Annotated in this window: 10 protein-coding genes; 2 read left to right on the forward strand and 8 right to left on the reverse strand. The window is 43.6% G+C overall.

The annotated features are described in order from the left end of the window. Nucleotides 1–15 precede the first annotated feature (15 nt). From HFU86_RS14780 to HFU86_RS14790, 3 genes are read right to left on the reverse strand one after another with little or no spacing between them, the layout of a single operon-like run. The gene (locus HFU86_RS14780; RefSeq protein ID WP_051422679.1) at nt 16–792 is read right to left on the reverse strand and encodes a DeoR/GlpR family DNA-binding transcription regulator; all 777 of its coding nucleotides are present in this window, start codon (nt 790–792) and stop codon (nt 16–18) included. Between the two features lie 35 nt (nt 793–827). Then, the gene (locus HFU86_RS14785) at nt 828–2,057 is read right to left on the reverse strand and encodes an NAD(P)/FAD-dependent oxidoreductase (protein WP_187129569.1); all 1,230 of its coding nucleotides are present in this window, start codon (nt 2,055–2,057) and stop codon (nt 828–830) included. Continuing rightward, a complete protein-coding gene (locus tag HFU86_RS14790) occupies nt 2,054–3,454 on the reverse strand; it encodes an NAD(P)/FAD-dependent oxidoreductase (protein ID WP_187129570.1) in 1,401 nt (466 codons plus the stop codon). The genes HFU86_RS14785 and HFU86_RS14790 overlap by 4 nt, the downstream gene beginning before the upstream one ends. A 242-nt stretch (nt 3,455–3,696) precedes the next feature. Here HFU86_RS14790 and HFU86_RS14795 point away from each other — a divergent pair, with 242 nt between their 5' ends. Continuing rightward, nucleotides 3,697–5,136: an FGGY family carbohydrate kinase gene (locus HFU86_RS14795; RefSeq protein WP_187129571.1), complete on the forward strand. Its 1,440-nt coding sequence runs from the start codon at nt 3,697–3,699 to the stop codon at nt 5,134–5,136. A 34-nt stretch (nt 5,137–5,170) separates the two neighbouring features. Beyond that, entirely contained in the window at nt 5,171–6,421 is a 1,251-nt protein-coding gene (gene eutH, locus HFU86_RS14800) for an ethanolamine utilization protein EutH (RefSeq protein ID WP_132496726.1), read from the forward strand. A gap of 69 nt (nt 6,422–6,490) precedes the next feature. Here the strand turns inward: eutH and HFU86_RS14805 are convergent, their stop codons facing one another. The 5 genes from HFU86_RS14805 to htpG all read right to left on the reverse strand — a co-directional run bounded on the left by HFU86_RS14805 (nt 6,491) and on the right by htpG (nt 12,962). Further along, a complete protein-coding gene (locus HFU86_RS14805) occupies nt 6,491–7,804 on the reverse strand; it encodes an inosine/guanosine kinase (protein ID WP_036952541.1) in 1,314 nt (437 codons plus the stop codon). A gap of 108 nt (nt 7,805–7,912) precedes the next feature. Next, nucleotides 7,913–9,040, reverse strand: a complete 1,128-nt coding sequence (wzz(fepE), locus tag HFU86_RS14810; RefSeq protein ID WP_132496727.1) for an LPS O-antigen length regulator Wzz(fepE) — start codon at nt 9,038–9,040, stop codon at nt 7,913–7,915. A gap of 108 nt (nt 9,041–9,148) precedes the next feature. Further along, nucleotides 9,149–10,126: a ferrochelatase gene (hemH, locus tag HFU86_RS14815; RefSeq protein ID WP_132496728.1), complete on the reverse strand. Its 978-nt coding sequence runs from the start codon at nt 10,124–10,126 to the stop codon at nt 9,149–9,151. Nucleotides 10,127–10,250: 124 nt separating this feature from the next. Further along, complete coding sequence (adk, locus tag HFU86_RS14820) at nt 10,251–10,895, reverse strand: adenylate kinase (protein WP_036952549.1); 645 nt, start codon at nt 10,893–10,895, stop codon at nt 10,251–10,253. Between the two features lie 192 nt (nt 10,896–11,087). Continuing rightward, nucleotides 11,088–12,962, reverse strand: coding sequence for a molecular chaperone HtpG (gene htpG, locus HFU86_RS14825; RefSeq protein ID WP_132496729.1), 1,875 nt, complete (start codon nt 12,960–12,962; stop codon nt 11,088–11,090). Between the last annotated feature and the right edge of the window lie 48 nt (nt 12,963–13,010).

A 13,010-nucleotide genomic window follows, 5' to 3' on the forward strand; every position in this document is an offset into this window, starting at 1 on the left:
TTTGATTCTTATGGCTTACAGAATATCTGCAATAATAATTTTGGTTTTCGGGCGTTTTTTATTTTCAGCTAATTTAAAGTCTTTAGTGGTAGTAATGAGATAATCAATATTATCCCACCCAGCCACAAAATTAATCGCGTGCTTATGGGCTTTTGTTCCATCAGCTAACACCATCAGCTTATCGCTGTTTTCCTGCATTTTTTGTGCAATGGCAGCCTCATCAACGTGTTGATCCATCACACCATGCTGAGGATGAAAAGCGCCAGCGCCGATAACCGCATAATCCGCGAAAAATTCCGTAATATTCTTTAATGCGATTGCGCCTAAGCAGGCATTTTGTGCCGCATTAAATTGCCCACCAATCAAAATCGTTTCGATGGTAGGGTTTTCCTGCAATGTACTCGCTAACAACGGTGAGTTTGTTATCACCGTTATATTATCAATCGACTTAATGCGTTGGCTAAACTCAAAGGTCGTCGTACCAAAATCAATAAACAGTGTGTCTCCGGGCTTAATTAATTCCGCCGCTTTTGCTGCTATTGCTTTCTTTTCATCAACAGCCGCTTGCGCTCGTTCTGTAAAATTACGCTCAAATTTGGACTGAATATTGACAGCCCCACCGTGAACTTTCTTTAATAATTTTTGAGTTTCAAGCTTGCTCAGATCACGGCGGATAGTTTCTTGCGCCACATTAAAATGCGTTGCAAGCTCCTGTACATACACCTGACCTTGAGTCGATAACATCTCAATGATGGTTTGGTGTCGTACTTTTGAGGAGCGTCCCTCACACATAGTTTAATCCTTCTGACCATTTAACATTTCCAGCACTATACAACAGTGACAGTAATTTCAGTAGCACTCGCTTGGATTTTTGTTAAATCGATATTTTTCAGCAAAATACGACGAGTCGGTAAGCAGCGACGACGCTTTTCATACAGCACGGTATTGCCCGCCATCACACGGATTGTTCCCGTTATTGCCGTGTTGACTTGAATGTTGAAATCCACATTTTTCGCCGTATTTTCGGACATATTGATGCATGAAGGTACCGTAAAACGAATTGGCTCAGCAAATCGAATCGGCAATCTATTTCCTTGCTGTACATCCGTTTGATGGTGATTGGCTAATAAATCATCCGCAATATATCCGCCGGTGATCTCACCTTCTTGGTAGCACTGATCCCCCATATCCGCAGGGTGCAGCATGTTACCCGCCGCGTAATAGCAGCCATCAGAACAGCGGCTACGTTGGTCAGTGACGGGTTTGCCTGTACTAGCCTCAAAACTCAAGTGGCTTTTACGAATTAACGTATTTTCACCCACAAAGCCCCCGGTAAAAATCACAGAGTCGCACTCAATTTTGCGTATTTGCCCTGCGGTTTCCACCATCACATATTCGACTCTTTCTAAGCCGCCAATTTCCGTGATTTTGCTATTCACATACACTGGGGTTCCCATGGCTTTCGCAAACAATGAAGCCGGTTTGAATGCCAGAATTCGTTCGCCACTTTCAATCATGGCTTTCGCTTTTACGCCCGCATTTTTTAATGTCCATAATGCAGAGAAACTGACTAACTCACTGCCAACGATCACGGGGTTCAAACACGGTTTTTGCCCTTTTAAATAGACAAATTGTTGTAGCGCACCCGCGGTTAAAATACCTTGGGGGCGTAAGCCTGATACTAGTCGAGGATGACGTGGTGTTTCGCGAACGCCTGTTGCAATCAAAATGCGTTTACCGTGCATCTCAACCACACCGTCAGGGGTTGTGACTGTTAAAGTGCCATTAGGTTGTAATTGCGTCACAGTACAACGCGTTAGTATTGGTGTATCCCCTAAATTATTAACAATTTTTTCCGCAAACTGGTTGCCTTTCATTGGGCGTTTAAACACTAACAAACCGAAAGTGGGATGTTGGCAATGACGAGGAACACCACCCGCGTGGGCTTCACGCTCTAAAATCGCAATATTATGAATACCACGGCGACGCAATGTTTGTGCTGCCGCGATACCCGCCGGCCCTGAGCCAATAATGATCACATCGTAATTTAAGCTCATTTCACTGCCTCCACCGCTAAGGTATTGTCAAAGCGACCGTTAATAATTTCAGCGACCTGACTACTACAATAAAAACCGTTGCAACGCCCCATCATGACGCGAGTTCGACGACGAAGTGCGCCTAAACATTCTGGTGGAATGTCAGAATCAAACGCGGCTTCAATTTCTCGTTGAGTCACTAACTCACAGTGGCACACAATGCCGCCATTATTTTTGCACTGGTAATCACGTTCATCATATTCAGAGAGCATCGGCATCTTAGGCCAAATTAATTCAGTTGGCGGTGATAGCTCAAATAATGCGTCAAAATTCTCTTGGTAAAGTTTCCCTAAGTGATTGGCGACCCCCAACGCTGCCGTTAAGCCCGTTGAGCGAATTCCCCCTGCGCATATCCACTGCTTTTCGGGGTAATCATTAATTCGATAATATTTTTCTTCCGTGGCGGGGCGTAATCCGGCATAGGTGGCCGTCACACTGTAATTATGCAGTGATGGCAACATGCGTGAGCCTTGATCGATTAAATCTTGTAAAACTTCTTGCTTCACTTCCGCTTTCCAGCGGTCTTGCTGTTCTTCCGCCGTCGGGCCTAACAATAAGTTACCGAAAATGGTCTTCGATAGCAGAACACCTTTCGTAATCGCGGTGGGTACTGGCAAAATGATCGCATTAATATCTGCCGCTGCTGCTTTGTCGTATACCAAAAATTGACCTTTACGCGGTTTAATTTCGAATGGTGATGGGTGGCAGATAGATTCCACGATATCCCCATTAATCCCGGCACAGTTAATCACTAATCGGGCAGAAAACTCACCTTTTGATGTGAATAATGTCCAAATTCCCGCATTTAGCTCACCCGCAGTCACTTCACAATGAAATTGGTACTCTGCACCGTGTTTTACGGCTTGAGTTAAATACGCCAGTGGCGTGCTCCATGGATCAATTACCGATTCCCCCGGAACTTCAACAGCTGCCAGCGCACCTTCCGCTAAATGAGGTTCTCGACGATAAAGCTCTTCTTTATCTATCATTCCCACATCCATGACGTTGTTAGTGTGTGCTTGCTCTACAATACTCGGCAGCTTATTGAGCTGCTCTTCGTTCCAAGCCACGACTAACGCGCCTGTTTTGAGTAACGGTAAATTCATTTTTTCTCTAATATCAATGAATTCCTGATACCCATCTTGCATGCATTCCAATTCTAATGTCCCTGGTGTGGCATCAAAACCGGTATGTAACAACGCGCTATTTGCTTTACTTGCTCCTGATAAAATATCGCCACCACGCTCTAACAGCAGTGTTTTAGCGCCCATCAATGTGAATTTTCGGGTCACTGCACAGCCAATGACACCCCCACCGATGACAATGACATCCCACATTTTTTTATTATTAGCATTCATGGCTGAAATCCTTAATATAAAACTTGGACACATAAAACCACATAATTCCCACAACCTCAATATATAAAACAACACAAATCACAATAACACTCCAAAAACTTCTCACATTGTTATCTTATTGTGACAGTTCTCACATTCACAGAAGTTATTGTGAGTTTTTTGTGGATTTTATTTCCGATTAAACGATAGTAAGCAAAAAAACAAACCTATTTACAACATTTATAACACTGGGAAATTCAGCGATGCTCAATCAACGTTATGCCGCTATCGATCAGGGAACAACGGGAACCCGGGTCGTCGTCTTTGAAGAAGGCGGCCATTACCATTCCCCGATGAGTATTCCACACAAGCAAATCACCTTAAACAGTGGTTGGGTTGAGCACGATCCTGAAGAGATCCTAACGAACATCATCAAGTGTCTGAATAGTTGTGAAGTCGTTGATGCTATTGGTATTTGTCACCAAGGCGAAAGTATTGTTGCGTGGGATGCTCAGACTAAGAGCCCGCTTTATAACGCGATTGTTTGGCAAGATCTGCGTACTGAAAAAACCATCCAGCAGCTTAAAGATGCGGGGCTTGAGCCGCTTGTCCAATCAAAATCGGGACTGCCCTTAGACCCTTATTTTTCAGCCAGTAAAATGGGATGGATTCTGGAGAATGTGGTAGGGGCTAAATCCCTTGCGGATAAAAACCGCCTACGCATAGGCACTATGGATGCATTTTTCCTTGATCGTTTATGCGATGTTTTTGTGACGGACTATAACTCTGCATCACGTACCTCTTTACTCAACATTCATACCCTCGAGTGGGATCCACAGCTGTGTGAGATTTTTGGAGTGCCGATCCACTGCTTGCCACCGCTGCGCGACAATATCGGTGGCTTTGGTGCCGTCAATCTCGACGGACATTTCACGCCAGTCACCGCCATTATTGTCGACCAATTTGCAGGAACATTTGGTCATGGTTGCCGCCAAAAAGGGGATGCCAAAATTACCTTTGGTACTGGCGCCTTCTTGCAAGCCTTGACGGGAAGCGATATCCCACAAACTCATCAAAGCGGGTTGTTACCCACACTTTGCTGGAAATTCCCGGGTGAAGCCCCTGTTTTCGGTTTAGATGGTGGTGTATATAACGCCGCCTCAGCAATCAACTGGGCACGTAAAATCGGCCTATTTGAGGATTTTGATGAACTTTCAGATTTTCGTGATGAACCCGCGATTAAACGTGGTTTAGCGTTTGTACCTGCACTCTCAGGTCTAGGCTGTCCTTATTGGGATCGCAGCGCTGCCGGCTTATGGGCGGGACTCTCATTAGATACCGATAAGAAAGATATGATGCAGTCGGTCTTAGAAGGAATAGCCGCCCGCTCCGCCGAAGTTATTTTCGCAATGGAGAAAATCTCTCCATTAGGTCAGTCCATTTCAGTCGATGGAGGGTTATCGTCAAATCAGTACTTTAAGCAGTTTTTAGCCAATTTATTACAAAAAAATATTGAAGCACCAGCAAATCGTGAAGTCACAGCACTCGGGGCTGCCTTGCTTGCTCGTAAAGGTTTGGGAATAAGCCATGAAATGGCGATACGACGCAACACCAGTGTCACACGCCCAGACGGCACCAACATGCAAGGCGTAATGGAACAGTATCGCGACATTATTGCCCGTTCTCGCCAGCTAAGAAATTAATTTTCCAACAATAAAAAAGAAAGGAAACCCTACTATGGCCGAATTCGGAAACTATATTATCTACTTAATCATGTGCGGCGCCGTGATTGGCGCTGTTGCATCGATTGTCAGACCTGCCAGCGACCTCGGAAAAGAGTTTGTAAACGGTATTTTTTCTATTGGTCCCGTGTTTCTCGCTCAAGCAGGGATCATGGCTGCCGTTCCGCTACTTTCACAATTGATATCTTACATCTTAGGACCAGTATTTAGCTCTGTTGGCTCTGATGTTTCTATCGCAGCACTATCCATTATCGCGGTAGATATGGGCGGATATCAGTTAGCAGACGCCTTAACGACGAATCGCGATATGTGGATCACTGCGATGTTGATCGGTTATACCTCTGGGGCAACCATTGTTTATCTGATCCCCGTTGGTTTAACGATGTTAAATCGTAAAGATCACAAATATTTAGCCTTAGGGGCAATGGCAGGATTGATCTCAATCCCATTCGGGGTATTGGCTTCATTGCTGTTGATCACACTGAATAATATCCCTGTTCGCGATATTATTTCGACGAACTCCCCAGCGACTCATCAACTCACTCTTGATTTCTTGACGATGCTGCAATATTTAATGCCGCTATTCGTTTTCTGTTTCTTGCTGGCTGCGGGCTTAAAATATCGTCCAATGCTAATGGTTACGGGCTTTCTGATCTTCGGTAAGATCATGGATGCATTCGTGAAATTAGTATTAGCCTTCTCCATTGTGGAACATTTTACCGGCGTATTTAGTAAAGTCTTTGGGGCTTGGGGATTCGATCCGCTATTTGCCGATCAAAATGAGTTATTCCGTGCGATCGAGATTGCAGGTTATATCGGGATCATGCTCGCAGGTACATTCCCTATCTGTTACCTGTTCCAACGTTACTGTAAGCCACTAGTCAGCGCACTCAGCCGTCGATTAAAACTGAGCGATACGGGTTCACTGGGTTTCATCATGGTGATGGCGAATATCATTGCAACTTACCACTTATTCAAAGAAATGCGTGCAAGGGATAAAGTGTTGTGCGTGGCCTTTGGGGTCTGTGCTCAAGCGACAATTGGCGACCACTTAGCCTTTACCGCAAACTTCCAGCCAACATTGGTGCTACCAATTCTGTTAGGTAAATTAGTAGGCGGTTTCTTAGCGGTATTTATTGCGATTAAAATCTCTGTTCCACAAGCGATGCGCTATGAACAAGAAGATGAGAAAGCGGTTGAGGCGGTTAAAGCTGAGCACCCTGCGGGGATCACCAAAGAAGCTTAATCGTTCACATCATGATAAAAACAAAAACACCTCATTCGAGGTGTTTTTTTATTTCAGACCTATTCCAAGTTAGCGATCCCAATAGGACTCTTCTAAGCTATCTTCTTTTTCTGGTAGTCCGCGAGTTAAGCGCGGTGAATGCTGAGAAAGCACCTGATAACTTACACGGTTCGCATACTTACACACCTGTGCCAGTGAGGAGTAAGTGAGATATTGACGCTCGTGCTTACTGGAATTAGGTACATTTGAACGGTGATAAGAGTTCGCCGTAATATCATGCAGTAACGCAGATAACGCACCATCACCCGCACCATTGGTATTCATGATTTTTTCGGGACCGCCCATATAAGGCTCAATATGGGAGAAGATGCGACGCGGTTGTTTGCAATCTTGCATGCGCATCGCGCGGCTAAATTCATACAGGTTAAATTCAGCAATTGCTCCCGGCAGTAATGGGTGCTGAGTTTTACGTTTATATTCTTCTTCCGTAAAACCTGCCATATACAGCCCTGAAGGTCCTGCTGTACACAGAACAAGGTCAACCCAATCCAGCGCCATATTAGATGCCAATAGGGGATCGCTAAAGCCAGTTAATTCCAAGGCTTCATCTTCGTTCATGGCGACCACTGAGACATGATCTTTAAGGAAATCACGCCAGAATTGCGGATCTTGAGCGATAACAAACTTGGTTCCCAATGTCAGTACCACGGGAACATTATGTTTTTTCGCATAATGGATAGCTTGCATTGTCGCATCCGGCATCGTTTCCCCCGGCTTACAACGCACTAAATAAGCCGTTAATACCAACGCTGATGCGCCTGCAATAATCTCTTCAGGTATGCTATCAGGGTGCAAGCGGTTCATATGTCCAGGGCTAATCGCAAACGTACGTTCACCGTTATCAGTGACGAGCGTAAAACAGCGCCCAATAGGACCATCTACCCCTTGTAGGTAGTTTAGATCCATACGGCTTGAAGTATGGCAGAGGTAGCGATAAGCATAACTACCAATCTGAATATTGTTGCACATCGTGCCCAATAAGACGGAGCGGTCATCGGCTAAGACAGAGTAATTGTGAAGCGTATTTCCTATCGTACCGCCTGCAAATTCATGGGTGATCAGTTTCTTATCGGTGAGCTCTTTGTAGAGCGCTTCAGCCGCATCATCTTCGATGACTAAAGAGTGACCTTTACTTAATTGATAACGTTCAATAAATTCATCATCAATTTTGGCTTCGATATCGACGAGTGTTTGGTCGATACCCACAATATACGATTTGCAGTTTTCATCATCAGAGAGCATCTCTTTCATAGGTTGTAAAAGAGGATCTCTGAGGGAGACGGGAAAGTAATGTTTAGATTTGCGTTGACCGGGGAATTTCATATTGGGAACATTAAAAAAGGAACATTTCCGTATTCTAACACGATAAAACAAAACCAGCACCCTTCGATAAAAAGGTGCCAGTTAGGTATTTATAACGCTTTAGAGTGATTACTTACGGCGAGTATTTTGCTGATTATAGTTACGGTACAGGTCACGACCTAGTACAAACGCACAGCTCATAATAAAGCCAAGAATAGCGCCTAATGCCACGATAAGCATCGATTTAGGTGAGTCTTTCGTGATCGGTAAATCTGGAGTCAGAATAAATCTCACTGGCTCAAAATCTAATTCTTTAGTTGTGAGTGAGTTTAAGTTTTCAATATAGACTTTTGCATTTTGCAGTTTTTCACTGATCAGCGCTAAGTCGCGGTTCTTTAACTCAATCCCCAATTTTTCTTCTAACGCTTCTGAACCTAATGCAATTGGATAATCAGGGTCATCATTAATGGCCACTGAATCTCTTGCGATAGGACGCGTAATTCCAGCGGCTTTCGCGATAGTAATAGCGCGTTTTAAACGCTCAATTTTAACATCATAAGAAATCTGGATTTTGTTGGTATCTTGTTTTAATGCTTCAACGCTATAAATCAGTTGGCGTGAAATTGCATTATCCACTTCTGTTTTCATTCTTTTACGGACAATACTCGCTGTATAACGAATATACCCATCCATTAAATCTTGCGCTTCAACCGCTGTTGGCGCGGTAAATGACAGAACGATGTCGCTATCATCACTGTCTTTTTCTTTACCGTTGTATTTCAATTTAATCGAATCCGCAATAATGCGATTCACTAAGCGTTGAACCTCAAGCGGATCATTTTTATTCTCAAGCTTATCAAGCAGTGTTTTAAAATAATCAGTGCTTTTAACGAAGGCTTCTTGGTTAACTTTAGAGCGGTATTGAACGATAAATTCGTTGTAAATACGCTGAGAACTTAAGTCGACTTCCATGCCTAATGCATTTAAGCGCGCTGAAAATTCATTAGCTTCTTTTACCTCTTCAGACGTTGGCGGGATAATAATCGCTTCACTCGTCCACTTCTGAGGTAACATTTTGACAACCCCAATACTCAGTGCGGTAACAATGACTGTTGCAATAATAATCAATAATTTATTCTTGAACAGAACCGCTATCAACGCCATGAGATCTATTTCATCATTGTGCTGCAATTTATATTGCGGATCTTGCTCTAGCTGTTTTTTTAATTCTGGAGATAAATTGGTTTTTTCAGTCATGTTAATTCCGAACAACGCACTCTAAATTGTACCATTGAATATTGAGGTCATAATTATAGTCAAAATTTAAGTTTTGGATATAACCATTAACCTTCTTTATGAAATTACCTATGAAATCACTCTTTCTAAGTGATTTTTCAGAATTAACTGAATCATATTAATGCTGATATCGCTGTCATTCAGTGCTGGAATATAACGATATTGCTCACCACCATTATGTAAGAAAAATTCTTTATTTTGCTCGCTAATTTCTTCTAATGTTTCTAAACAGTCCACCGAAAACCCTGGGCAAACCACTTGCACTGACTTAACCCCCTCTGACGGTAGCTTTTTCATTGTCTGATCCGTGTATGGGCTTAACCACGGTTCACGACCAAATCGAGATTGGTAAGTCATTAACACTCGGTCACTTGGGAATTTCAGGGCTTGCTTTAATAATTCGGTGGTTTGCTCACACTCTTTATCATAAATATCCCCTGAGTCGCAGTAACGCTGCGGGATACCGTGGAAAGAGAGGATCAACCTATCTGGTTCACCGTGCTCAGCAAAACTGGCTTCGATGGATTCCGCTAGGGCTTGAATATACGCGGGGTGCGTCGCATAGCTACGAATAAACTGCACTGACGGGATAGTCCGCATAGGTTTAAAGGCGCGAGTGATAGCCTCATAAACGGCAGCAGTCGTGGTGCAGGAATATTGTGGATACAGCGGTAAAACCACTAATTCCGTCACATCTTGCGCAATCAAGCTGTCGATAGCACTCTTTATTGACGGCGAGCCGTAAGTCATTCCCAGCTCAATCGGTGTATTAGGAAAAAATGCAGATAATTTTTCTTTTTGACGCTGTGAATAAACTAATAATGGCGAGCCTTCATCCATCCAAATTGAGCCATAAAGTTTTGCCACTTTGGAAGCGCGGATTGGCAAAATAGCACCATATAAAATAGGCTTCCAAATCAATGGGGAAACATCAATAACACGCGGGTCAGTTAAGAATTCAGCTAAATAGCGTTTAACGGCTGTTGTTGTTGGGGCATCGGGCGTTCCCAAATTTACCAATAGAATTCCATATTTTTTTTCTAACATTAGAACAGCTCCTAATTGATAATTATTCCCAACAATAACAGATTTTAATAACTAATTTTGCCAACTTGTGGCACAAAAAGAAAGGCAGCGATTAACGCTGCCTTTTTATATGATGCGTTAAAAATTAGCCTAAAATTTTTGCTAACTCTGCGCTCACTTCAGTCACTTTACGAGTACCGTCTAACTTGAAGTACTGAGTGCTGCTCGCTTTCGCTTCATTTTGATAGTAAGCGATTAATGGCGCAGTCAGTGCATGATATTCAACTAAACGTTTACGAACCGTGTCTTCTTGGTCGTCTTTACGGATAGTTAATTCATCGCCAGTTACGTCATCTTTGTTTTCAACTTTAGGTGGGTTGAAAGTGACGTGATAAACACGACCTGAAGGTGCGTGAACACGGCGACCAATGATACGCTCAACAATGATTTCGTCAGGAACATCGAATTCTAAAACGTAATCAACGTTGATGCCTGCTTCTTTCATTGCATCCGCTTGAGGAATGGTACGCGGGAACCCATCCAACAAGAAGCCATTGCGACAGTCATCTTGTTTGATGCGCTCTTTCACTAATGCGATAACCAGTTCATCAGTCACTAATTTGCCGTTATCCATCAGCTCTTTAGCTTGTAAACCTAATTCGCTCCCTGATTTTACCGCGGCACGTAGCATGTCGCCGGTTGAAATCTGAGGGATCCCAAACTTCTCCATAATAAATTGAGCTTGAGTGCCCTTACCAGCGCCTGGAGCGCCAAGCAGAATGATACGCATTGCGTAAACCCCTTGCTATTTAGTTTTTTATAATTTGAAAAGAAAACGCTCTACCATACCATTAGCATGCCATCTGACTCAAGAAGACACGTAAACGTTTTCCCATTTATCTTTTTTCGCAAAAGAAAAAAACCACGCAAAAAATCGCTTTTTTACGTGGTTTATGTTCGAAAACGAAAATACCTTAATGGACTACTTTAAAAGTAATTCGTTGATTTTTTTGATAAATAAGTTTGGATCTTCCAGCGTACCACGCTCTGCCAGTAGGGCTTGGTCGAGTAGTACATCCACCCAATCTGCAAACACGCTTTCATCTTCCACTTCAGAGGCTTTTTTCACCAATGCATGGCTCGGGTTCAGCTCGAAGTTATATTTCACTTCTGGCGCCGCTTGGCCCGCAGCAGCGAATAATTTCGCCATTTGGGTGCTCATTTCATCAGCATCAGTGGTCACAATGGCTGGCGTATCGGTTAAACGGTGAGTCAGTTTCACCTCTTTCACACGGTCGCCCAAGAAGGTTTTCACGCGCTCAACAAATGGCTCTAACTGCTTCTCAGCTTCTTCTTGTTCCGCTTTGTTTTCATCCGCTAACTTGTCTAATGACTCGTCGGCTTTGCTCACAGATTGGAACTGTTTACCATCAAACTCAGAGAGATAGTTCATCATCCATTCGTCAATGCGATCAGATAACAGCAGAACCTCGATGCCTTTCTTACGGAAAAGCTCTAAATGCGGGCTGCTTTTCGCAGCGGCGTAACTATCGGCAGTGATAAAGTAAATCTTATCCTGACCTTCCACCATGCGGCTTACGTAGTCTTCCAGTGAAACATTTTGTACGCTACTGTCGTTATGGGTGGTCGCAAAGCGCAGCAGTTTTGCAATCGCTTCACCGTTCCCCATATCTTCCGCAGGACCTTCTTTCATGACCAAACCAAATTGCTGCCAGAATGTTTGGTATTTCTCTGCGTCGTTTTTCGCCAGTTTTTCCAGCGTTTGCAGAACACGTTTTGTCAGTGCACTGCGCAAGTTACGCGTCAGAGCGCTGTCTTGCAGAATTTCACGGGAAACGTTCAACGGTAAATCGTTGGAATCCAATACCCCACGAACGAAACGCAGGTAATTAGGCATAAATTGCTCAGCATCATCCATAATAAAGACGCGTTGAACATACAGTTTTAAACCGTGGCGCTGGTCGCGGTTCCACATATCAAATGGCGCTTGAGATGGAATATACAGCAGGCTGGTATATTCTTGCTTCCCTTCCACACGGTTATGCGCCCAAGTTAGTGGGTCTGCGTAGTCGTGGGAGATATGCTTGTAGAATTCCACATATTCTTCATCCGAAATTTCAGATTTGCTGCGCGTCCACAGTGCTTTCGCTTGGTTGATTTTTTCCCAAGTAACCGTGCCGTCTTCTTCGTTTTTCTCTTCGATTTCAACAGGCAGCGCAATATGGTCAGAATACTTGCTGATAACAGAACGTAAGCGCCAGTTATCTAAAAATTCTTTTTCGTCATCACGTAAGTGCAGGGTAATTTCGGTTCCGCGATCGGCTTTTTCGATATCTGCGATAGTGTATTCACCTTCGCCAGCCGATTCCCAGAATACCCCTTCGCTCGCTTCAGCACCTGCGGCGCGGCTACGAACGGTGACTTTGTCGGCCACGATAAATGCGGAGTAGAAACCCACACCGAACTGACCGATCATTTGGCTATCTTTGACTTGGTCGCTGCCTAATGATTCTAAGAATGATTTGGTGCCTGATTTAGCGATAGTACCTAAGTTTTCAATCACTTCTTCACGGCTCATACCGATGCCGTTGTCACTGATAGTGAGAGTACCTTTGTCTTTGTCTGCGCTAATACGCACACGTAGTTCACCGTCATTTTCATACAGTTCAGGCTTAGATAATGCACGAAAACGCAGTTTATCCGCCGCATCGGATGCGTTGGAAATTAGCTCACGCAGAAAAATTTCTTTGTTTGAGTAAAGAGAGTGGATCATCAACTGGAGCAGTTGTTTGACTTCTGATTGAAACCCACGAGTTTCTTGTCCTTTCATACTCATTAATCGCCTCTATATCATCAATCTAATAGTTAGTTTTGACTTATCGAT

The organism is Providencia sp. JUb39, assembly GCF_012272845.1.
In the GTDB taxonomy this organism is placed as follows: domain Bacteria; phylum Pseudomonadota; class Gammaproteobacteria; order Enterobacterales; family Enterobacteriaceae; genus Providencia; species Providencia lanzhouensis.